The sequence below is a fragment of the Pseudorhodoplanes sp. genome, assembly GCF_046289595.1.
Lineage (GTDB): Bacteria > Pseudomonadota > Alphaproteobacteria > Rhizobiales > Xanthobacteraceae > Pseudorhodoplanes.
Genome location: NZ_JBKBVB010000023.1, coordinates 1 through 22,123, shown reverse-complemented (window position 1 = coordinate 22,123; position 22,123 = coordinate 1). Strand labels below are relative to the sequence as shown.

At 63.5% G+C, this 22,123-nt stretch carries 23 protein-coding genes and 1 pseudogene; 15 read left to right on the top strand and 9 right to left on the bottom strand.

The window, feature by feature from the left end; all coding sequences use genetic code 11:
* Positions 1-9 precede the first annotated feature (9 nt).
* From hisD to ACK41X_RS07260, 3 genes are all read left to right on the top strand, one after another.
* Entirely contained in the window at positions 10-1,317 is a 1,308-nt protein-coding gene (gene hisD / locus ACK41X_RS07270; protein WP_409720753.1) for a histidinol dehydrogenase, read from the top strand.
* 69 nt (positions 1,318-1,386) lie between these two features.
* Positions 1,387-1,773, top strand: a complete 387-nt coding sequence (locus ACK41X_RS07265; RefSeq protein ID WP_409720751.1) for an MAPEG family protein — start codon at positions 1,387-1,389, stop codon at positions 1,771-1,773.
* Positions 1,774-1,783: 10 nt separating this feature from the next.
* Positions 1,784-2,554, top strand: a complete 771-nt coding sequence (locus tag ACK41X_RS07260; protein WP_409720749.1) for an SDR family NAD(P)-dependent oxidoreductase — start codon at positions 1,784-1,786, stop codon at positions 2,552-2,554.
* A gap of 102 nt (positions 2,555-2,656) precedes the next feature.
* Here ACK41X_RS07260 and ACK41X_RS07255 read toward each other — a convergent pair whose 3' ends face one another.
* A complete protein-coding gene (locus ACK41X_RS07255) occupies positions 2,657-3,643 on the bottom strand; it encodes a 2-hydroxyacid dehydrogenase (RefSeq protein WP_409720747.1) in 987 nt (328 codons plus the stop codon).
* 111 nt (positions 3,644-3,754) lie between these two features.
* Between ACK41X_RS07255 and ACK41X_RS07250 the strand changes: the two genes are divergently transcribed.
* Positions 3,755-4,675, top strand: coding sequence for an NAD(P)-dependent oxidoreductase (locus tag ACK41X_RS07250; protein ID WP_409720745.1), 921 nt, complete (start codon positions 3,755-3,757; stop codon positions 4,673-4,675).
* 27 nt (positions 4,676-4,702) lie between these two features.
* Here the strand turns inward: ACK41X_RS07250 and ACK41X_RS07245 are convergent, their stop codons facing one another.
* Positions 4,703-5,938, bottom strand: coding sequence for an FAD binding domain-containing protein (locus ACK41X_RS07245; protein ID WP_409720743.1), 1,236 nt, complete (start codon positions 5,936-5,938; stop codon positions 4,703-4,705).
* 59 nt (positions 5,939-5,997) lie between these two features.
* Between ACK41X_RS07245 and ACK41X_RS07240 the strand changes: the two genes are divergently transcribed.
* The 5 genes from ACK41X_RS07240 (at position 5,998) to ACK41X_RS07220 (ending at position 10,276) form a co-directional block, all read left to right on the top strand.
* Positions 5,998-6,447 carry a hypothetical protein gene (locus ACK41X_RS07240; protein ID WP_409720741.1) on the top strand — a complete coding sequence of 150 codons (450 nt, stop codon included), beginning with the start codon at positions 5,998-6,000 and terminating at the stop codon, positions 6,445-6,447.
* A gap of 427 nt (positions 6,448-6,874) precedes the next feature.
* Positions 6,875-7,750 carry a branched-chain amino acid ABC transporter permease gene (locus ACK41X_RS07235; RefSeq protein ID WP_409720739.1) on the top strand — a complete coding sequence of 292 codons (876 nt, stop codon included), beginning with the start codon at positions 6,875-6,877 and terminating at the stop codon, positions 7,748-7,750.
* Between the two features lie 3 nt (positions 7,751-7,753).
* On the top strand, positions 7,754-8,821 hold the full coding sequence (locus ACK41X_RS07230) for a branched-chain amino acid ABC transporter permease (protein WP_409720737.1): 1,068 nt from the start codon (positions 7,754-7,756) through the stop codon (positions 8,819-8,821).
* Positions 8,818-9,555 (top strand): ABC transporter ATP-binding protein, encoded by a 738-nt coding sequence (locus tag ACK41X_RS07225; protein ID WP_409720735.1) that lies wholly within the window; start codon positions 8,818-8,820, stop codon positions 9,553-9,555. The genes ACK41X_RS07230 and ACK41X_RS07225 overlap by 4 nt, the downstream gene beginning before the upstream one ends.
* Positions 9,545-10,276, top strand: a complete 732-nt coding sequence (locus tag ACK41X_RS07220) for an ABC transporter ATP-binding protein (RefSeq protein ID WP_409720733.1) — start codon at positions 9,545-9,547, stop codon at positions 10,274-10,276. The genes ACK41X_RS07225 and ACK41X_RS07220 overlap by 11 nt, the downstream gene beginning before the upstream one ends.
* 100 nt (positions 10,277-10,376) lie before the next feature.
* Here ACK41X_RS07220 and ACK41X_RS07215 read toward each other — a convergent pair whose 3' ends face one another.
* On the bottom strand, positions 10,377-10,679 hold the full coding sequence (locus ACK41X_RS07215; protein ID WP_409720731.1) for a DUF1330 domain-containing protein: 303 nt from the start codon (positions 10,677-10,679) through the stop codon (positions 10,377-10,379).
* 126 nt (positions 10,680-10,805) lie between these two features.
* Between ACK41X_RS07215 and ACK41X_RS07210 the strand changes: the two genes are divergently transcribed.
* The 4 genes from ACK41X_RS07210 (at position 10,806) to ACK41X_RS07195 (ending at position 14,661) form a co-directional block, all read left to right on the top strand.
* Positions 10,806-11,591, top strand: a complete 786-nt coding sequence (locus ACK41X_RS07210) for a cyclase family protein (protein ID WP_409720729.1) — start codon at positions 10,806-10,808, stop codon at positions 11,589-11,591.
* Between the two features lie 83 nt (positions 11,592-11,674).
* Entirely contained in the window at positions 11,675-12,655 is a 981-nt protein-coding gene (locus ACK41X_RS07205) for a Bug family tripartite tricarboxylate transporter substrate binding protein (RefSeq protein ID WP_409720727.1), read from the top strand.
* A 31-nt stretch (positions 12,656-12,686) separates the two neighbouring features.
* A complete protein-coding gene (locus ACK41X_RS07200) occupies positions 12,687-13,130 on the top strand; it encodes a tripartite tricarboxylate transporter TctB family protein (RefSeq protein WP_409720725.1) in 444 nt (147 codons plus the stop codon).
* Between the two features lie 4 nt (positions 13,131-13,134).
* The gene (locus ACK41X_RS07195; RefSeq protein WP_409720723.1) at positions 13,135-14,661 is read left to right on the top strand and encodes a tripartite tricarboxylate transporter permease; all 1,527 of its coding nucleotides are present in this window, start codon (positions 13,135-13,137) and stop codon (positions 14,659-14,661) included.
* A 22-nt stretch (positions 14,662-14,683) separates the two neighbouring features.
* Here the strand turns inward: ACK41X_RS07195 and ACK41X_RS07190 are convergent, their stop codons facing one another.
* The 6 genes and pseudogenes from ACK41X_RS07190 to pqqA all read right to left on the bottom strand — a co-directional run bounded on the left by ACK41X_RS07190 (position 14,684) and on the right by pqqA (position 19,761).
* The gene (locus tag ACK41X_RS07190) at positions 14,684-15,277 is read right to left on the bottom strand and encodes a c-type cytochrome (protein ID WP_409720721.1); all 594 of its coding nucleotides are present in this window, start codon (positions 15,275-15,277) and stop codon (positions 14,684-14,686) included.
* A gap of 19 nt (positions 15,278-15,296) precedes the next feature.
* Positions 15,297-16,538: a PQQ-dependent sugar dehydrogenase gene (locus tag ACK41X_RS07185; RefSeq protein WP_409720719.1), complete on the bottom strand. Its 1,242-nt coding sequence runs from the start codon at positions 16,536-16,538 to the stop codon at positions 15,297-15,299.
* A gap of 76 nt (positions 16,539-16,614) precedes the next feature.
* Positions 16,615-17,718: a pyrroloquinoline quinone biosynthesis protein PqqE gene (pqqE, locus tag ACK41X_RS07180; RefSeq protein WP_409720717.1), complete on the bottom strand. Its 1,104-nt coding sequence runs from the start codon at positions 17,716-17,718 to the stop codon at positions 16,615-16,617.
* 3 nt (positions 17,719-17,721) lie between these two features.
* Positions 17,722-18,743: pseudogene (gene pqqC / locus ACK41X_RS07175) on the bottom strand (pyrroloquinoline-quinone synthase PqqC).
* A gap of 5 nt (positions 18,744-18,748) precedes the next feature.
* Entirely contained in the window at positions 18,749-19,642 is an 894-nt protein-coding gene (pqqB, locus tag ACK41X_RS07170) for a pyrroloquinoline quinone biosynthesis protein PqqB (RefSeq protein WP_409720804.1), read from the bottom strand.
* 41 nt (positions 19,643-19,683) lie between these two features.
* Positions 19,684-19,761 (bottom strand): pyrroloquinoline quinone precursor peptide PqqA, encoded by a 78-nt coding sequence (gene pqqA / locus ACK41X_RS07165; RefSeq protein ID WP_120265452.1) that lies wholly within the window; start codon positions 19,759-19,761, stop codon positions 19,684-19,686.
* Between the two features lie 198 nt (positions 19,762-19,959).
* Between pqqA and ACK41X_RS07160 the strand changes: the two genes are divergently transcribed.
* Complete coding sequence (locus tag ACK41X_RS07160) at positions 19,960-20,841, top strand: dioxygenase (protein WP_409720715.1); 882 nt, start codon at positions 19,960-19,962, stop codon at positions 20,839-20,841.
* Between the two features lie 120 nt (positions 20,842-20,961).
* Complete coding sequence (locus ACK41X_RS07155) at positions 20,962-21,924, top strand: Bug family tripartite tricarboxylate transporter substrate binding protein (RefSeq protein ID WP_409720713.1); 963 nt, start codon at positions 20,962-20,964, stop codon at positions 21,922-21,924.
* The last annotated feature ends 199 nt before the right edge of the window (positions 21,925-22,123 follow it).

Here is a 22,123-nt window from a genome sequence, read left to right as displayed (position 1 = left end):
GGAGTCAACATGCCCCGCTATCTGAAACGCGGCCTGTCCGCCGATGCCGTCGAAGCTGCCGACGCCAAGGTGCGCGCCACGGTCGAAAACATTCTGTCCGATGTGAAGGCGCGCGGCGATGCCGCGATCCGCGACCTCTCGAAAAAATTCGACAATTGGGAGCCGGCAAGCTTCCGCCTCACCCCGCAGGAGATCGAGCGGGCGATATCGCAGGTGTCGAAGCGCGACCTCGATGACATCCGCTTTGCGCAGGCGCAAGTTCGCAACTTCGCCCAGAAGCAGCGCGACACCATGCAGGATCTCGAAGTTGAGACCCTGCCCGGCGTGATCCTTGGCCACAAGCATGTCCCGGTGAACGCAATCGGCTGCTATGTGCCGGGCGGGCGCTATCCGATGGTGGCGTCCGCGCATATGTCGATCGTCACAGCGCGGGTCGCCGGGGTGAAGCGGATCATCGCCTGCGCGCCGCCATTCAGGGGCGGGCCGCATCCGGCGATCGTCGCCGCCATGCATTTGGGCGGCGCCGACGAAATCTATGTGCTCGGAGGCGTGCAGGCGGTGGCCGCGATGGCGCTCGGCACCGAGAGCATCGATCCGGTCGACATGATCGTCGGGCCCGGCAATGCCTATGTCGCCGAAGCCAAGCGTCAGCTGTTCGGCCGCATCGGCATCGACCTGCTTGCCGGCCCGACCGAGACGCTGATCATTGCCGACGACAGCGTTGACGCGGAGATGTGCGCGACCGATCTGCTCGGCCAGGCCGAGCACGGCCCGACCTCGCCCGCGGTGCTGATCACAAATTCCGAAAAGCTCGCGAAGGAAACCATGGCTGAAGTCGAGCGCCTGCTTTCCATCCTTCCGACTGCCGACGCTGCGGGTCAGGCCTGGAAGGATTATGGCGAGGTGATCGTCTGCGACAGCTACGAGGAGATGGTAGCGGAAGCCGACCGGGTCGCATCCGAGCATGTGCAGGTGATGACCCGCGATCCGAACTATTTCCTGAACACCATGACGAATTATGGCGCGCTGTTCCTCGGGCCCCGCACCAACGTCGCCTATGGCGACAAGGTGATCGGCACCAACCACACGCTGCCGACCAAGAAGGCCGCGCGCTATACCGGCGGGCTGTGGGTCGGGAAATTCCTCAAGACCTGCACCTATCAGAAGGTGCTGACCGACGACGCGTCCGCAATGATCGGGGAATATTGCTCGCGGCTCTGCGTGCTGGAAGGCTTCCTCGGTCATGCCGAGCAGGCGAATATCCGGGTCCGGCGCTATGGCGGGCGCAATATCGCTTATGCCACGGCGGCGGAGTGACCGCGCAGATGCAACCGCGGCGCAGCGATCCCGTAGCTTGTGGGCCGGTCACAGGAAACGGGATTTCCCATGCTCACAATCGTGCCTGTTTATGCGGCAATTCTCGCCGTGCTCTTCTTTGCGCTGTCGATCCGCATCATCGCGCTGCGCCGGGCGAGCAAGCTGCCGCTCGGCTTTCAGGGCGACATCGCGCTCGAACGGCGGGTGCGGGCGCAAGGCAATTTCGCCGAATATGTGCCGCTCGCGCTTTTGTTGCTGGCATTTGTGGAAATGCGCGGCGCACCGGCCTGGCTGCTGCATGTCTTGGCGCTGCTCCTGGTCGCCGGCCGGATCAGCCACGCCTATGGCGTCAGCCAGCTTCGCGAGACCTTTGCCTTTCGGGTCACCGGCATGGGGATGACCTTCACCGTCATCCTGTGCGCCGCGCTCGCTATTTTTGTGCAAAGTTTTCGGTAGGACCGGATTTATGACTGAACCGCTTCCCGTGACACCCTCCTTCCGTCTCGACGGCAAGCGTGCGCTGGTCACCGGCGCCGGGCGCGGCATCGGACTTGCGGCCGCGGCGGCGCTCGCGGAGGCCGGTGCTCATGTGACGCTGGTCGCGCGATCGAAGGACGAGATCGCGGCGGCCGCGTCGGAGATTGGAAAGCGTGGCGGCAAGGCCAACGCGGCCCCGCTCGACGTCACCGATATCGAGGCCGTGCGCACCTTCGTTGCGAAGGCCGAGCCGTTCGACATTCTGGTCAACAATGCCGGCTCCAATCGACCGGCCTTCATGGTCGACGTCACGGTCGAGGACTTCGACGCGATCTTCAAGCTGAATGTGCGCTCGGCCTATTTCGTCGCACAGGCCGTGGTGAAGCGGCTGGTCGAGGCGAAAAAGCCCGGTTCGATCATCCACATTTCCTCGCAGATGGGTCATGTCGGCGGGCCGCGCCGCACCGTCTATTGCGCGAGCAAGGCCGCGATCGAGGGCCTGACCAAGGCGATGGCGGTAGAGCTCGGACCGCACGGCATCCGCGTCAATGCGCTGGCGCCGACCTTCATCGAAACGCCGATGACGCGCCCTTTCCTGCAGGACGAGAATTTCAAGCGTTCGGTGCTGGACAAGATCAAGCTCGGCCGGCTCGGCCAGGTCGAGGACCTGATGGGCGCGATCGTCTTTCTTGCCTCCGATGCGTCGGCGCTGATGACCGGGGCATCGCTGCTGGTCGACGGCGGCTGGACCGCGGAATAGCAGCCGCGTAGCATCAATTATCGGCTCGTCCCTGCGAAGGCGGGACCCAACGCGATCAGACTGGGTTTCAGCTTGCGCGGGAAGGAACGGAGAATGTGGCGATCACGCCCCCGGCGCAAAGATCGACGGGTTGATGCAGTTCGGCGGCAGCCGCCCCTCGATGATCGCGGCGATATTATCCACCACCACATGCGCCATGCGCTCGCGCAGCTCCATCACGGCGCTGCCGAGATGCGGGGTCAGCACCACATTGTTCATGGTCAAGAGCGCGCGTTCGATCTTGGGTTCGTTCTCGTAAACGTCCAGTCCCGCCCCTGCGATCCGTCCCTCGGACAGCGCCTGAGCCAGCGCCTTCTCGTCGATGACCGGCCCGCGCGAGGTGTTGATCAGATAAGCCGTCCGTTTCATCAATGCGAATTGCCGCGCGCCCATCATGTGACGGGTTTCCTCGTTCAGCGCCGGATGCAGTGAGATGAAATCTGACTGGCCGAGCAGCTCGTCGAGGCTGACCCCGCGTACGCCGAGCTTTTCTTCCTCCTCGGCGGAGAGCGCGCGGGGATCGGCATAAAGCACCGTCATGTCGAAGCCGCGGCCGCGCCGCGCCATGGCCTGCCCGATCCGGCCCATGCCGACGATGCCCAGAGTCTTGCCGCTGACCGCGGCACCGGCCAGATGATTGGATTGCGAACCCGGGAACACACCGGAGCGCACCACCTTGTCGCCCTCGACGATCCGCCGCGCCACCGCGAGCAACAGTCCGAAGGCGATGTCGGCCGTGGCGTCGGTCACCACCGCGGGGATATTGGTGACGATGATCTTGCGGGTGGTCGCCTCGTCGACGTCGATGCGGTCGGGCGTGATCGTCATCGACGCCACCGCCTTGAGATCGGGATTCGCCGCCAGCACCTCGCGGTCGATGGTGTCGTGGAGCAGGCACAGCAGGATGTCGGAACGCTTGGCCGCATCGATCAGCTTGTCCTTGACCGGGATGCGGCTGGAATCGTGGTTCAGCTCGACTTCGGCAATCTCCTTCAGGCGCAAGAGCGCGCTCTCGGCAATCGGTTGCGTGACATAGACGCGCGGACGCATGCAAATCCCCCGGTCTGCCGCGGGTCTATCGCCCGCGCCCGAAGCCATATAGTAACGGAGATGCGCGGCCAGCAACCGCAAATCGCAGCAGGGAACGTTCGGAGGCGTGGAGTGGCATCAAAAGGCAGAGTTGGCATTATCGGGCTTGGCATCATGGGCGGGGCCTTTGCGCGCAATCTCATTGCCGACAGGTGGATCGTTGCGGGCGTCGATCCCGACCCCAAGCGTCGCAAGGAGATGACGAAAGCCGGTGTCGCGGTTTCCGACAGTGTGAAAGCATTGGCCGCCGAGGTGCCGGTGATCATCACCAGCCTGCCGAGCCCTGCGGCGCTGCATGCCGTGGTCCAGGAGATCGCGGACGCCAAGATCAAGCCACGAATCGTAATCGAGGCCTCGACCTTCGCGCTGGACGACAAGATCGCGGCCGAGAAAGTGCTGCGCAAGGCCGGACACACCATGCTCGATTGCCCGGTTTCCGGCACCGGGGCGCAGGCGGCGCGCAAGGATCTCGTGGTCTATGCCAGCGGCGACCGGAAGGCGATCGAGACGGTGATGCCGGTCTTTGCCGGCTTCTCCCGCAAGACCGAAAATCTCGGCGTCTTCGGCAATGGCAGCAAAATGAAATATGTCGCAAACCTCCTGGTCGCGATCCATAACGTGGCGGCGGCCGAAGCCATGGTGCTCGGCATGAAGGCGGGGCTCGAACCGGAGCAGATTTTCAAATTCGCCAATGGGGGAGCGGGACAATCCCGGATGTTCGAGGTGCGCGGCCCGATGATGGTGGCGGACGATTATTCGGAGGCCACCATGAAGAATTATGTCTGGCAGAAGGACATGGCGGTGATCGGCGAATTCGCGGCCAAACTCGGGGTGCCGACTCCGATGTTTTCCGCAACGCTGCCAGTCTACGCTTCGGCGATGTCGGTCGGCTATGCCGAACAGGATACCGGCGCGGTCTGCGGCGTGCTGGAAAAGATGGCCGGGCTGAAAAGGAAGAAAAAGGCGAAGGGCAAGAAAGGCAAGAAGAAATAGCTTGCGCGGGAGAAGCGCCGCGCTTCATCACGCATACAGAAAGTCCAGCGTCGCGGTTTCTCCCAGCACATTTTCCGCGACTGCATGCCGCATCGCGTGCGCGGTCTCATCCGGATTGCGCGAAGCCTGCAGATAGGCCCCCAGATGGCGTGCGCGCTGCACCATGCGCCGGCCTTCCGGCAGTCGCACCGCCTGAAAATCCTGCAATGCGCCAGCGACGTCGCGCGTAACCTTCAGTGCGTCGACCAGCGCCGACGCATCGGCCGCGGCCTTGGCCACGCCGGCGCCGACATGCGGACGCGCCACGAAGGCGGCATCGCCGATGAGCGCGACCCGGCCAAACGCGAGCTGCCGCGATTCCAGATCGAAAATCGGCTGCAGGATCGGCTGCTCGACGAGACCGACGGCCTCGGCGAATTGCGGCGCCAGCAGCCGCGCCGCGGCGTCCCGCATTGCGCCGATCGACGCAGCGCTGATCAACGGCGGCGGGATCGATTGCGTATGGGCGACACCGTTTCGGTCGGTCAGAAGCGACATCAGTTCGGTCTGCTCATCCGCAGGCCGATACCAGACGAGGTTGTAGCGCAGATGTCCGGGCCGCAAATCGTTGTCCGGCCCCGCAACCGGATAGCCGAGCATCTGTTCGCCTGGGGGCAGGCAGAACGCCATGTAGGGAAAGATATCGCGGTGTACTTGCGGCGGCATCGCGCCTTCGGCGATCAGCCCACGCCATGCCACATAACCGGCATAGAGCGGCTCGGCATCCGGCGCGCAGATTGCGCGCACGGTCGAGCGGATGCCGTCGGCGCCGATCAGCACGTCACCCGTTACGCGTGCACCGTCGGCGAAGATCGCGCTCACGCCGTCCGCGTCCTGCGCGATGGCCGTGAGCGACCGCCCACGATGATACTGCTCCGCCGGAAATGCCTCGCGCAACAACCGGTAGACACGCTCCCAGGCCGTCATGACCTGCGGGCAATCCATCTCCAGCGTCAGGCGGCCGGTCGCGTCGAACATGCGGCGCTTTTGAACCGGAACGCCGAGCTGGCCGGTCTCAAGGCCAAGACCCCGCAAGGCAGCGAGAATTTCCGGCTGCGCGACAATGCCCGCACCGCGTCCTGATAATTCGCCCTCGACCTTTTCGAAAATGTCTGCCTGCCAACCCGCCGCGCGCAGCATCAGACCGGCAAACAGCCCGCCCATCGAGCCGCCCACCACGATGGCCCGGCGCTGACGCTCAGGTTGTCTTGCAGACGGCAGCATTTCGCAGGAACCCGGATCTTGCTATATTGCCACTTTACGATGTCACAGGAGGAACCGCCATGGCCCTGACCATGATGGAGAAAACGGCTCTCAAGACCGACCGTTCGGCCTGGCCGGACGCCATCGCAAAGGAGTTCGAGCAGGAACGCGCCAATCCGAACCCCTGCGTGGGCTCCCGCCTTGTTTCGGAGAACGAAAGGGTGCGCGTCTGGGAAATCCGGCTGCAACCGGGCGAGCGCTTCGGCTTCCACCGCCATGTCCTGGATTACTTCTGGTCGGCGATCTCCGGCGGCCGCGGCCGGCAGCACGTGCATGATGGCACTACCGTCGAATATACCTACCAGCCCGGCGAGACCCGCCACGAGACCTATGCCGCAGGCGAGTTCAAGGTCCACGACCTGCAGAATATCGGCGACAAGGAAATGATCTTCATGACGGTCGAGTTTCTGGATTCGGCCAACAAGCCGATGCCACTGCCCGAACAGGTGCGCAGCAAGGCAGCCGCCTAGGAAACAACACGCCCGCCGTGTTCCGCAATGGAAACAGCCGCCGCACCCCGGCGGCTTTTTTGGTGGAAAAAATCCATCTCGCCGAAAAACGGCCCGCGACGCCCCCGCCTTCCCCGGAAGCGCGCAGGCAGAACGCGAAAAAAGCCAACTGTACCAGTCATTACACCACCGGTTTCTCCCCGTGACGCGCCGCGCGCACGGCCATCCTGCCCAGCTGTTGTTCAGATTTTCGCAGCGCACGCTGCACCGGAATGCTGGCCCACCGCATCAAGGGACTAGCCAAGCGTTCCTCGTTGCGGCAATACTGCCGCCAAGCGCACAGGCGGCCCCGCGAGGCCGCGAAGACAACGCAAACAAGCGCATGGCGGGGAGACGCATGGTATCGCGCAGTCGGCGTAACGGGCCTTCGTGTTGAGAGGAGCCCGGCATGGATTTTCCCGTTGAACTTTTCATCAATGCCCTGATCGCCGGCATTCTGCTCGGAGGCTTCTACGCTGCCGTGACGGTCGGCATCTCGATCTCGTTTGGCATTCTCGACATCGTCAATATCGCGCACCCGGCCTTCATCATCCTGGGTTCGTATATCGCCTATATCCTGAACCAGCGTTTCGGTCTCGATCCGATTCTCGTCAGCATCATCGTGCTGCCTGCCTTTTACTATCTTGGCTCGCTGGTCTATCAGGTCTATTACGTCTCGTTTGAGAAACGTGGGCAGGAGGCCCTGCGCGGACTGGCCTTTTTCTTCGGGCTCCTGTTCGTCACCGAAGTCATCCTCATTCTCGTCTTCGGCGTCGACTATCGCTATGTGCAGGCCGGCTATATCGACACCACGATCCGCTTTGCCTTCCTCGATCTGCCGATGCGCATGGTGGTGCCGTTCGTCATCTCCATCGTCCTCGTAATCGGGCTGCAGATTTTCCTGACCAAGACCTTCACCGGCCGCGCGATCATGGCGGTGGCGCAGGACCAGCTCGCGCTGTCGCTGATGGCGGCCGACCCGATCCGCATCAAGCGCATCGCCTTCTCGATCTCGATCGCAACGGCGGCGATCGCAGGCGCGCTGCTGATCATCATCCAGCCGGTCGAACCGTCGATCGGCCGCGAATATATCGGCCGCGTGTTTGCGATCTGCGTGCTCGGCGGCATGGGAAGTCTGCCCGGCACCCTGATCGCGGCGCTGCTACTGGGAATCGTCGAAAGCATGACCTCGACTTTTTACGGGCCGTCCTGGGCGCCCGCGGTCGCCTTCGGCTTTCTGCTGATCACACTTGCCGTGCGGCCATCCGGCATTCTGGGGCGATAGACCGTGCGAACCTGGCAGTTCTTTCTGGTCTCTCTCGCGATCGCCCTTATCGGCTTCATGGGCGCGCGGGCGCTGGGCAACGACTATCTGTTCTTTGCCGGCTATGTGGTGCTGCAATTCATCGTGCTGGCAACCGCCTGGAACATTCTCGGCGGCTATTGCGGCTATGTGAATTTCGGCTCGGCCGCCTTCTTTGCCATCGGCGCCTACACCACTGTGGTGATGACCAAGATGCCGGCCTTCGCCAACCGGCATCTGCCGGAGGGCCTGGCGGAGATCGTCGTTGCGGTGACGCCGCCCCCGATCCCGGTGCTGATCGTGATGGGCGGCATCGTCGCCGGACTGGTCGGTCTCGGCACCGGCTATTTGACGCTGCGGCTGCGCGGGGTGTTCTTTGCGATCGCAACGCTGGCGCTCGCCGTGGTGCTGGCGACGCTGATCACCAACTGGGATTTCGTCGGCGGTTCGCGCGGCGCCTATGTGATCCGCCCCGCCACGGTTGCGGTGCTCGGCATCAACTACATCGAGTACCTTTTCCTGGTGATGCTGATTTTGGTGGTCATTGCCCTGACGGTCGCCCGCGCAATCGAGCGATCGCGGCTCGGCTATGGCTTCGCCACCATTCGCGACGACGAGCTCGCCGCAGAGGCCTCCGGTGTGCCGACGCTCAAGCTGAAGCTGATTGCAACCACGCTGTCCGGCGCATTCATGGGCATGGCGGGCGCACCGTTCCCCTATTATATCGGCTTTCTCGAACCCGCTTCGGCCTTCGGCCTTGCCTATGCCGTCAACGCCATCGCGATGCCGATGATCGGCGGTACAACCAGCTGGGTCGGCCCCCTGCTCGGCGCGGTCCTGCTGGGGACGCTGCAACAGCTTGCAACCGTGACCATTTCGTCGGCCGTAAGCCTGCTGATCGTCGGTCTTTTGCTGGTGTTCTTCGTCATCATCGCGCCGAACGGCCTGATCGGCTTGTGGCAGCAATATTTCGGCCGCAAGCGCGACGAAGATGCCGAAACCGAGGCTAAAGCCACGGCCGAGGCCGCAAAACCCGCGGTGAAGACCTCATGACCGCACCGCTGCTCAAGGTCGAGAATGTCAGCAAGCGCTTCGGCGGATTCGTTGCGCTCGACGGCATCAATCTCGAAGTGGCCAGAGGCGAGCGCCTCGGGCTGATCGGTCCGAACGGCTCCGGCAAGTCGACGCTCGTCAATTGCATGAGCGGGACACTGCATAACGAGACCGGGACCGTGACCTTCGACGGCAAGCCGATGAACGGCCTGCTCGCCAATCAGCGCACCCATCTCGGGCTGGCGCGCTCGTTCCAGCTGCCGCGGCCGTTCCACAGCCTGAGCGTTGCCGACAATCTGCGCGTACCGCTCCTCTACACCGTCCGGATCCGGCGCGACGTGCCGCATACCAAAGAGGAAATGGACCACCGGTGCCACGAAGTGCTGGGCATGGTCGGGCTCGAGCACAAGGCCCGCAAGCTGCCGAGGGATCTCACGCAGGTCGAGATGCGCAAGCTCGAACTCGCCCGCGCCATGGCGGCCGATCCCAAGCTTCTGATCGCAGACGAGGCCATGGCCGGGCTGTCCGAATCCGAGGTCAAGGACATCGTCGCGCTTCTGATCCGGCTCAACGAACGCGGCATCACCATCATTCTGATCGAGCACATCATGACCGCGGTCATGAGCTTCTCGCAGAGGCTCGCCGTGCTGGTCGGCGGCCGCAAGATCGCCGACGGCGATCCGCAGGACGTGGTTCGCGACCCCGAGGTTGAGAGGGCGTATCTTGGGCAATAGCATCAGCGTCCAGAATGTACATGCCGGCTATGGCGCGGTTCGCGTCATCGAGGACGTGTCGATGGAGGTCGGCAACGGCAAGACCGTTGTGCTGCTCGGCACCAACGGCAACGGCAAATCGACCCTGATCAAATGCATCATGGGCCTGTGCCGTCCGAGCGAGGGCGCGATCATAGCCGAGATCGACGGCGTCAAGCACGATCTCGTCGGCAAGAGCGTCGAGGAAATCGTCGACCTCGGCATCGCGCTCGTGCCGGAGGGGCGGCGGCTGTTTCCGAAGCTGACGGTCGAGGAAAACCTCCTGCTTGGGGCCTTCCGGGCCAAGGCGCGCCAGCAGCTGCGGAGCAATCTCGATTTCTGCTTCGAGACCTTCCCGCGCCTCGCCGAGCGCAAGAGCCAGCTCGCCGGCTCGATGTCGGGCGGCGAGCAGCAGATGCTGGCGCTGGCCCGCGCGCTGATGCTGGCGCCGAAGATTCTCCTGATCGACGAGCCCTCCGTCGGCCTGGCGCCGGTGCTGGTGGCCCGCACCATCGACACCATTCAGGAACTCAAGTCGAAATATCAGCTCACCGTGCTGATGGCCGAGCAGAATTTCAACCAGGCAATCCGCATCGCCGATTCCGGCTACGTGATCGTGCATGGCAAGATCGCGTTCAGCGGCAAATCCGCCAGCGAGTTGCACAACAACGATCTGATCCGGAAGCTGTATCTGGGGATTTGATGGAGTCGTCCCCGCGAAAGCGGCGACCCATAACCACTGCCCCGGACTATGGGCCCCCGCTTTCGCGGGGGCGACCCGGCTGGATGCGGCGCCTTTTGCGTTACTTTGTGAACTCGCCGCCCTCCACCATGATGGTCTCGACCTCGCCCGCGCCATTCCTGCGGAACGCAGCAGCGTCGTCATATTCCTTCGAGGTGAAGCAGGCGACGCCCTGCTCGAAGCTTGGAAATTCGATCACCACGAAGCGGTGGAATTTGTCGGGCCCCTCCATGATCTGGAACTTGCCGCCGCGCGCCAGCACCTTGCCGCCGTATTTGGCGATGATGCCGGGCACCTGATCGGTGTATTTCTTGTATTCGACCGGATCGTTGATCTTCGCGCGTGCAACCCAATAGGCGGGCATTTAACCTGCTCCTTGCATCAACACGTCATGGCCGGGCTTGTCCCGGCCATCCACGTCTTACATGCTGTCATTCTTAAAGACGCGGATGCCCGGCACAAGGCCGGCATGACCGGAGAAAGCATAAACATGCCACGGCGCATCATCGACATTTCGGTCCCGCTCGAAAACGACGTCGCAGCCGATCCGCCGGGTTACGGTCCGCAGATCGCGTATCTCAATCATCGCGACACCGCGCCCGACATCTGCAAATTTTTTCCCGGTCTGAAAGAAAGCGATCTTCCCGACGGCGAGGGCTGGGGATTCGAGTGGGTCAAGCTTTCGACGCATTGCACCACGCATCTCGACGCGCCGTGGCACTTTGCTTCGACCATGGACGGCGGCAAGCGCGCCATCACCATCGACGAGGTTCCGCTCGAATGGTGTTTCAATCCCGGCGTGAAGCTCGACTTCCGGCATTTTCCCGATGGCTATGTCGTGACAGCGGCCGATGTGGAAACTGCGCTGGAGACCATCGGTCACACGCTTTCACCATTTGAAATCGTGGTCATCAACACCGCCGCGGGCCGGGCTTATGGCGCGCCGGATTACGTCTCCAGAGGCTGCGGGATGGGCCGCGAAGCCACGCTCTATCTTCTGGAACGCGGCGTGAAGATCACCGGCACCGACGGCTGGAGCTGGGACGCGCCGTTTGTTCACACCAAGGTACGCTACGCGGCGACCGGCAACGCAAAGCTGATCTGGGAAGGCCACAAGGCGGGCCGCGAGATCGGCTATTGTCACATTGAGAAACTCCATAATCTGGAAGGCCTGCCTCCGACGGGTTTCACCATTGCCTGTTTTCCGGTGAAGGTGCGCGGCGGCTCGGCCGGATGGACCCGCGCCGTCGCAATCATGGACAGCGACACGGATTGATGCTCGACCTGCCGGGATCGAGCGGCTAGGCTTCGCCGATAAAGCGGCGTCACACGCATGGCGCCACGCAAAGGGAGAAGCTCATGGACCGACGTCAATTCGTCGCGGGCTCGACCGCGGCCATAGCGACCCTCGCCACCGGCCCATCATTCGCACAGGACGCCTATCCGTCACGGCCGGTCACTCTGGTCAATCCTTTCCCGCCGGGCGGGGCCGCCGATGTGGTCGGACGGCCCTTCGCCACCATCCTCGAACCGATCCTGAAGCAACCGGTGGTGATCGAGACCAAGCCGGGCGCGGCCGGTGCCGTCGGCGCGCAGTTTGCCGCCAGCGCCAAGCCCGACGGTTACACCATGCTCATCCACATCGTCTCGATTTCGGGCTTCGCCGAAGTCGACAGGCTGTTCGGCCGTCAGCCGAAATTCACGCGGGCCGATTTCATTCCGGTGGCGCGCTTCACCGAAGGACCGATGGTGCTCGTCGTCAATGCCGAGACGCCCTACCAGACGCTGAAGGATCTCGTCGACGATGCCAAGAAGCGTCCCGACCAGATCATTTTCTCGTCCTCGGGACTTTACGGCGCGCTGCATCTGCCGACCCAGCTGTTCATGAATGCGGCCGGCATCAAGATGCGGCATCTGCCGACCAATGGCGGCGGGCCGGCGCTCACCGCGATTCTCGGTAACAACGCGCAGGTTCTCGCCTCCTCGATCGCCGCGGCCAGCGCGCATATCAAGAGCGGAAAGCTGCGGGCGCTCGCGAGCTATTCCGACAAACGCGCCGCTTCGCTGCCCGACGTTCCGACACTGAAGGAGCAAGGCTACGACGTGGAATTTTATCTCTGGGTCGGCCTGTTCGCGCCGAAGGGGACACCCGACGGCGTCGTGAACAAGATGCGCGAGGCGACGCGCGAGGCGGTCAATTCCGACAAGTTCAAAACCGCCATCACCAATATCGGCGACAATGTGCGCTACATGGACAGCCCGGACTTCGCAAAGTTCTGGGACGAGGACGCCAAGCGCGTCGAGTCCGCCGTGCAGTCGATCGGCAAGGTGCAGGGCTGACCCTGCGGCTTTACGAAAGGGTCGCCGGATCATGGTGAGATCCGATCAGCTGGCCGGGGGCGTCTTCATCGCCCTCGGCATAATCGTCTTTATTCTCGGCCACGATCTGCCATTCGGCAGCCTGTCGTCGCCGGGCGCCGGCATGCTGCCGAAGCTGATGGCGGTCCTGATGATCGTCATTGCGCTCGGGATCATGGCGACCGGCGGCGACAGCGAGCGCGTCCGCGACATCCCCTGGAGCGACTGGCCGCATGCGGTCCAGATCGTGATCATCACGGCGATCGCGACTGCCGTATATACCTGGCTTGGCTTCCTGTTCACCATGTCGCTCTTGGTATTCTCGCTTCTGATTGTCGTCGAACGCAAATCGATCTTGGCCGCGGGCACCTATGCCGTACTGCTCACGCTGTTTTCCTACTGGCTGTTCGGCATTGCGCTGAAGGCGCCGCTCGAACGCGGCCTGCTCTGGTTCTGACCCCATGGGACAAGTCGTCGACAGCCTGATGCTCGGCTTTTCGGTTGCGCTCGCGCCGGATGTGCTGCTCTACGCTTTCATCGGCTGCTTGGTCGGCACGCTGGTCGGCATGCTGCCCGGCATCGGGCCGCTCGCCGGCATCTCGATCCTGCTGCCGATCACTTTCGGGCTCGATCCGACCAAGGCCATCATTATGCTGGCCGGCATCTATTACGGCTCGCAATATGGCGGCTCGACCACCTCGATCCTGTTGCGGATACCGGGCGAAGCCTCCTCGGTGATGACCTGCATCGACGGCAATGCCATGGCCAAGAAGGGCCGCGGCGGCGCCGCGCTTTGCATTGCGGCCATCGGCTCTTTCGTCGCCGGCACCTTCGGCGTCATCATGCTGACGCTGATCGCGCCGCCGCTGGCAACTTTCGCGCTGCGGTTCGGGCCGCCGGAATATACCGCGCTCCTGATCCTTGGATTGATCTTCCTCGCCTATATGTCGACGACATCGCTGGCGCGCACGCTGTTGATGGCGGCGCTCGGAATCCTGTTCGGCACCATCGGCATCGACGTGGTGTCGGGCCATTTCCGGTTCTCGTTCGACATCCCCGAACTCGGCGACGGCATCGGCATCGTGCCGGTCGCGGTCGGCCTGTTCGGGCTTGGCGAAATTCTCTCCACGCCGAGCCGGACCGTGAACAGCGCGGTGATGGTGCCGAAGTTTCGCGAGCTGCTGCCGACCCGCGACGAGATGCGGCAATCGGCCTGGCCGATTACGCGCGGGTCCGTGCTCGGATTTTTCATCGGCATCATTCCGGGGTCGGCGCATATCATTTCGAGCTTCGTGTCCTATGCCGTCGAGCGGCGGCTCTCCAAGCACCCGGAGGAATTCGGCAAGGGCGCGGTGGCAGGCGTCGCCGGACCGGAATCGGCCAACAATGCCGCGTCCACCGGCGCCTTCGTGCCGATGCTGGCGCTCGGCATCCCGACCGGGCCGGTGATCGCCGTGTTGATGGCGGCGCTCCTGATCCACGGCATCCCACCCGGACCCGCGCTCGTCAACGAGCAACCCAAATTGTTCTGGGGCTTCGTCGCGTCGATGTATGTCGGCAACCTGATGCTGCTGGCGCTGAATCTGCCGCTGGTCGGCGTGTTCGTTTCCATCCTGCGCATCCCTTACGCCTATCTTTATCCGATGATCATCATGTTCTGCGTGATCGGCGTCTACGAGGTGAACCGTTCGGTGGTCGATGTCTGGATCATGCTGATCTTCGGCGTGGTCGGCTATCTGTTGAAGAAATTCCGGTTCGATCCGGCGCCGCTGGTGCTCGGTCTCGTGATCGCGCCAATTCTCGAACTGTCGCTGCGCCAGTCGCTGATCATGTCCGGGGGCTCGTTCACGATCTTCTATCAGCGGCCGATCGCGCTCATTCTGCTGCTGGTCAGCGTCTTGCTGCTCGGACTGGCGGCCTGGGGCGCCTTCGTTGCGCGCCGCGACTGGCGCGCCAGGATGGCTGCGGAGGCCGGCGAACAGGCTTGAGACATTTACGGTCCGCTGCCCGCTACTTCGATGCCGCCCAATGCGCGAGCGCGACGATGTCCTCGTCGCGCAGGCCGTAGATTGCCGCGGTCATCGCGGTGTCGGCGCCGCTACGGCTGTCGGTGAGATATTGCCGCATTGCATGGATCATGTAGTCGACGCGCTGCCTGGCCAGCCGCGGCATCTGCTGGTGACCCTCAAGCGAGGGCAGATGGCAGGATTCGCAGCGCCGCTGCGCCGCGATCGTTGCGCCGCGCTCCGCGAGCGCGGGGTCCACTTTCTCCTCGCTTCGCTTCGCCGGCAGCTTTTCGAAGTGCTCGGCCAGCGCCTGGATGTCGGCGTCGGAAAGATCCTTTACGAATGGCGCCATCGCCTCGACCTTGCGCACCCCCTCCCGCATCAGGATCAGCGCATTGAGGGTGAAAAAGGCCGGTTGCCCGGCGAGCGAGGGAATGTTTTCCAGTTTCGAGTTTCCGTCCTCGCCATGGCAGGTGCCGCATTGTGCAAGGCGTTCCGGCAGCGTCGGCTTCTGCGCAAGAGCATTGCTGCAGAACAACACAAAGGCGGCCGCCAGCAGCAAAACCGGCGACCGCTCCGATTTCATCGACAATCGCATTCAGTTCTCACACCGGCTCCTATTTTTTCCCGTCGTAGGAAATACGATAGGTCGCACCATTCTGTTCGTCCGAGACCAGCAAAGAGCCGTCCTGCATCTGGAACAGATAGGTCGGCCGGCCGTGAAATGCGTTCGCCTTCTCATCCAGAAGCCCGGTCATGAACGGCTCGACCGTGGCTTTCCCGTCGGGGGTCGTGCGCGCAAGCAAGACGTCATAGCCCGCCTTCTGCGACTTGTTCCAGGAGCCGCGGCGCGCAATGAAGGCTGCATTCCGATAGTCGCTTGGGAACATCTGGCCGGTATAGAACCGGATGCCGAGCGCTGCCGTATGCGGTCCGAGCAGGGCCGCGGGCATCACCACGCCCGCACAGGCATTCGGAATGCGAATGTCCGGATCGGGAACGCCATTGGCGTGGCAATACGGGAAACCGAAATTGGCACCCTCTGTCTCCTTGGTAACGCGGTTCAGCTCGTCTTCCGGTCCTTCATCGCCGGCCCAGTCGCGGCCGTTGTCGGTGAACCACAATTCCCTGGTCTGCGGATGCCAGTCGAAGCCGACCGTGTTGCGCACGCCGCGCGCTACGATCTCCATGTTCGAACCGTCCGCGTCATAACGGCGGATCTGCCCGTGAATGCCTGGATTGATCTCGCAAATATTGCAGTTCGCGCCGACCTGGATGTAGAGCTTCCCGTCCGGACCGAAGGCCGCGTATTTCCAGTTGTGATGGATTTCCGGCGGCAGGTTGAACTTGTCCGTCAGTTCGACCGGGTTACCGGGATTGTCGAGCTTGTCCTCGATATTGTCGTAGCGCAGCACGCGGTTGATCGCGAACACATAGAGCGCGCCGTCCTTGATCGCAAGGCCGCTCGGCTGGGTCAGGCCCTGCAGCAGCGTACGCACCTCGCGCTTGCCGTCCTTCTCGGTGATCGCATAGACGCGGCCGATCAGCCGCGTGCCCATGAACATGGTGCCCTTCGGCCCCATCACCATGGTGCGGCCGCCGGGATGGCCGCTGGACCAGACCTCGGCCTTGAAGCCGGCCGGCAGTTTGAGCTTGTCGAGCGGCAGCTTGTCGACCGGCGTCACGGTCGGCGGCGTCGGATGCGGCTTCAGGCCGGTGTCCTGCTTGCTGGCGGCCGGATCGGACTTGTCGATCGCGCTCATGCCGGGAGGGCCCTGCGAGATCGCGGGCGCGATGGTGAGGGTGAAAGCGCCGGCAATGCCGCCGGCCAGAAGTGCCGTCCGGGTATATCTATTCATCCTTGCCTCCCTGCGATGTGCCGTCATTGAAACGCGGCGTTGTGCCAGTGTCCGATACTTCGCACCCCGCTGGCAATCAGGGTGTCGCGACCGGCGCATGATAGCGCCGGTACTCGTAAGCGTCCGCCTGTATTGATGCGGCGCGCTGCATCGCCTCATGCCGCGGCGATAAATGACAGGCCGGATCGGTGGCATGTGCGTCGCCGGTGAGCAGGAACGCCTGGCAGCGGCAGCCGCCGAAATCCTCGCGCTGCTTCGGACAGGAGCGGCACGGCTCGGCCATCCAGCCGGTCCCGCGGAAGGCATTGAAGGCCGGAGAATGCATCCAGATATCGGCCAGCGAATGCTCGGTCACCGACCAGAAACTCAGGCCGGGGATCACCTCCGCGGCGTGGCAGGGCAATACCTTGCCGGATGGCGTCACATTCAGCGAGCGCCGGCCCCAGCCGCCCATGCAGGGCTTCGGATACCGCGCGTAATAATCCGGCAGTGCAGAGTCGATCACGATCCGGCCGTGATGTTCCTTGCGCAGCGCCTCGGTGATGTCCATCGCCCGCAGCGCCTGCTCGCGTGAAGGCATCAGCGCGGCCCGGTTTTTCAGAGCCCAGCCGTAATATTGCACATGCGCGATCTCGACCCGCTGCGCGCCGAGCGACAGCGCCAGATCGACCATCCCGGCGATGCGCGCGATGTTGTCGCGATGCACCACGATATTGACGGTCAGCGGCAAGCCGAGCCTTGTCGTTTGCTCCGCGACGCTCCGCTTTCGCGCAAACGCACCATCATAGCCCGCGATGCGATCGGCCGATTGCCGCTCCGCGTCCTGGATCGAGACCTGCACATGGTCGAGGCCGTTATCCGCAAGGTCGCGCAGGCGCGCATCCGTCAGGCCGATGCCCGAGGTGATCAGATTGCTGTAAAGCCCGGCGTCGCGCGCCGCCTTGACGATTTGTGCGAGATCGCGGCGCGAGGCGGGTTCGCCGCCGGAAAGATGCACCTGAAGGATGCCGAGCGCCGCCGCTTCGCGGAACACCCGCGCCCAGATAGCCGTATCGATTTCGTCCTTGGGTGCATCGAGCGTCAGCGGATTGGAGCAATAGGGGCAGCCCAGCGGGCAGCGATGCGTCAGTTCGGCAAGCAGGCCGATTGGCGCAGGCAATGCTGGCGCTGCGGCACCCATCCGCTACAACTCCAGCAGCCGCTTGTCGGCGAGCAAGCGTAGCAGATTGGCGACATCGGTCACGATGCGCTCACGCGGCGCTTTGAAATTCGCGGCGAGGTCGTCGACGATCTCCGCGAAGGTCGCCTCGCCGGTGCAGCGCTTGAGAATCTCGACGGCGATGGTATCGGCCTTGAAGATGCGCTCCGGCGCCAGCAGCACCCACCCGCCCTGCGCCTCATTGTGTGTCAGCCGGACGCCCCGCGGCAGCTTCGGCTTTGCGTCGGCGGGTATTGCGGTCCCGGGGCCTGAGACGTCGGTCATCATGCGGCCTCCGGCACAAAGGCGCCGGGGGGAATATGTTGCGGCGCGACATAGGCGTGATGCAGGGCGTCGAGCATCGCCCATAGCACACTGCATTTGAATTCCAGCGCCGCCAGCACCGCGGCTTGCGCGTCCGGCGTCCGCGCCTCGCGCTTCACATAGGCCAGCGCAAAGTCGGAATCCTTCGCCGCCTGCGGCGGTCGCTTCTCGAAATAGGCGAGCGTGTCGCGCGTGATGAAATCGTAATGGGCGAGCATGCCGTCCATCCGCTCCGAAATGATGACCGGCGAGAACAATTCGGTCAGCGACGACGCGATAGCTTCGAGCAAGCTCTTCTCGCGGACAAAGCGCACATAGGCCTCCACTGCAAAACGCGTTCCCGGAAGCAAACCCCGCAGCGAGGTCACATAGTCCCGGTCGAGTCCCAATCCGTCCGTCAGCTTCAGCCAGCGCGCGATCCCGCCGTCGCCGTCATGCTCGCCGTCATGGTCGACGAGGCGTGAGCGCCATTCGCGGCGGATTGCGGGATCGTCGCAGCGCGCGATCAGGGATGCATCCTTGATCGGGATCATGGCTTGATAATAATAGCGGTTCAGCGCCCAGGCCTGCACCTGACCTTTCGTGCATTCCCCGGAATGCAGCATCCGGTGAAACGGATGCAGACGATGATAGCGCCGCGCGCCGATCTCGCGGAGCGCCGCCTCGAGTTCGTCCGGCTGCATCAGCTTCACAGCGCGATCTCCATGCCGTCGAATGCGATCTCGAACCCCGCCGCCTCCACATGCTGGCGCGCTGCCGAGCCCGCGATCAGCATGGGATTGGTGTTGTTGATGTGGATGAAAATACGGCGCGCCGTCACATCCGACAAAGCCGCAAGCGAACCGTCCGGCCCATCGACCGGCATATGGCCCATCCGCATACCGGTCTTTTCGCCGGCCTGCAGCGCGATCATCTCGTCGTCGGTGAACAGCGTTCCATCGAAGAGGATTGCGTCCGCCCGCCGCATGCGCTCGCGCATGGCCTCCGTCACCCCCGCGGCGCCCGGAATGTAGAGCAGACGGCGATCGCCGCCGACCAGCTCCACGCCCACATTCACCGCACTTTCCGAAATCTCCGGGTTTTCGCCTTCCAGAAAGAGCGGGACTTTCCCCGGCACCGTGAACAATTCCACCGAAAGACCGGGAAGCGGCATGATCGGTTCGCCTAATGAAACCGCATGCCGGCGCACCCGATCCGGATGCAGCGCATCGAACATCGGATTGCCGGCCAGAATGGCAAGGATGGCGGGCGTAGCGTAGAGCGCGACATCCTGCCGCTCGCGAAGCGTGAAAAGACCGGCCGTCTGGTCGATTTCCCCGCCCGTCAGGAGCACAGCGCCGATCGGGGAATCCCGCAATCCGCGCCGGGGATGCAGCTGAGGCGTATTGAGGAGTTGCGCCCGCAGGTCCGGGGAGGCGTTGCAAAGCAGCCAGTTTTCGCCGTCAGCCGAGACCGCAATGCCGGCCTGGCTGCGCGGCACGACGCGAGGATCGCCGGCCCACGCCAGCGCGCAGACCGGACAATTGCAATTCCATTGCGGGAAGCCGCCGCCCGCAGCCGCACCGAGCACCAGCGCCGTCAGGCGGCCCATAGCGTCGGTTTTTGACCCAGATCAGAGCGAGCTCAGAATTCCGGCGGCAGATAGCCGTTGATTTCGAGGCCGATACAGATTTCGACGAGGGTCGGGGTTGTCCAAGCCATGTCCGCAGTCCTTTGTCCGCAGTCCTTTCCACCAATTAAGCAGTCTAACGCACAAATCGGGAAAAAGTCATGGCAGGGCACCGCGACATTTGGGCAATTCCGGCTTGACGCTGGGGCGCACCGGGCGCTTAGAGTCCCCCCTGACAAAAAACCGCCGGCCTGCCAGCGGCGCCTCCAATAGATTTCGGGAGAACGCGAATGACCTATGTGACCGAGGAGAACCTCACCGATCTTGCGATCGAACGCTGGAGCAACATCCCCGATCCGCGGCTGCGGCAGATCATGACCGCGCTGGTCAAGCACCTGCATGGTTTCGTGCGCGAAATCGAGCCGACCCCGGAGGAATGGATCGCTGCCATTATGTGGCTGACCCGGGTCGGCCAGATCTGTGACGCGAAGCGCCAGGAATTCATCCTCGCCTCCGACGTCCTCGGCGTTTCCATGCTGGTCGACGCCATCAATAACCGCGCGCCCGGCGCCGCCACCCCCTCCACGGTCGAGGGGCCGTTCCATATCCCGAACTCGCCGGAAATCGCCGATGGCGGCAACATGGCCGAGGGCGCGCCCGGCATCCCCACCTTCTGCACCGGCAAGGTCACCGATCTCGACGGCAAGCCGATCGCCGGCGCCATGCTGGACATGTGGCAGACCGACGGCGAAGGCCTTTACGAAGCCCAGATCGAGGGTGCCGAGGGCTATATGCGCGGCATCTATCACACCAATCCGGACGGCAGCTACACAGTGCGAACGGTTGCGCCGATCGGCTACACCATTCCGATGGACGGGCCGATCGGCGAACTCATGAACAAGACCAGGATCAGCCACATGCGGCCGGCGCATATCCATTTCCATATCGCTGCGCCCGGCTACAAGAGCCTCACCACCCATCTGTTCCAGAAGGGCTGCGAGTACATCGACACCGACGTGGTGTTCGGGGTGAAGGAGCCGCTGATCGTGGAATTCGTCAAGAAGCCGGCCGGCAGCAAGGCGCCGACCGGCGAGGTGATGAACGAGCCGTTCTACGAAGTGAAATACGACTTCAAGCTGGCCAAGGCCGCAGCCGCAATGAAAGCGGCCTGAGGTCCGCAAAGCGCCTGGCCGGGCAGCAGCCCGGCCATCCACTTTCCGCTGTCCGGGAGCGTCTGACGATGGAAGCGCGGCTCGGGACCGTGCACTGAGACCATGGCAATGAGACCATCGATGCCGGCTCTTGGCGTGCTCTGCGCGCTGGCCGCATCTGCATTGGCGCAGCCCGAAGAGCGGCCGGAATATCCGAGCAAGCCGATCCAGATCATCGTTGCGGTTCCGGCCGGGGGCGGTGTCGATATTGCAACGCGCATCGTGGCCGACCGCCTGCGCGCGCATCTCGGACAGAATGTGATTCTGGAACATCGCGGCGGCCAGGGCGGCAATATCGGCGCGGAAGCCGTCGCCAATGCCGTGTCGGACGGCTACACCCTGCTCGCCACGCCGCCCGCCCCGCTCACCACCAACAAGATGCTCTACCGCAACATGAGCTTCGACCCGAAAGGCTTCGAACCGGTCGCGGTGCTGACCATGATTCCCAATGTGCTGGTGATCCGCACGTCGCTGCCGTTCGAGACCCTGGAGGACTTCATCGCCTATGCCCGCGCCAATCCGGGCAAGCTGAACTATGCCTCCCAGGGCAACGGCTCGACCGCGCATCTGAGCACCGAATTGCTGCAGCGGCTGATCGGCACGCGCTTCGTGCATGTGCCCTATCGCGGCACCGCGCCCGCGATGAAGGATGTGATCGCGGGCCATGTCGACATGTTCTTCGTCGAGGCCGCGGTCGCGATCCAGCAGCACAAGGCCGGCAAGGCGCGCATTCTGGCGGTCGCGACCACAAAGCGCCTGGAGGCCTTGCCGCAGGTGCCGACCTTTGCCGAACTCGGCTTCCCCGACCTCAAGTCCGCGACCTGGAATGCGATCGTGGCGCCGCCCGGCACGCCGCGCCATATCGTCGGCACCCTCAACCGCTCGATCGACGCGATCCTGAAAATGCCCGATGTGCGCGAGCAGTTTCTCTCGATCAACATGCAGCCGGTCGGCGGCACGCCCGGCGAGATGGCCGAACTGATCCGCGCCGAAACCAAGCGCTGGGGCGAGGTCATCGCCGCCGCCGGGATTACGATCGATTGAGGCCGGCGCGGCGAACGCGGCATCTCCCCGGCGCCGCCTTCACGCTCAGGCAAAGCTCCGCCGGCCCTGTTGTTATGACGGCGCGGGCGCGCCCGAAGTTCCTATTCGTCCGATGCCCTTTTTTCGTTGCGATACCGGCAAGCCGATGTCGCAAGGGCGCGCGGAACGCCGGGCTTTCAGCCAGCCCATGGCCTCGTGT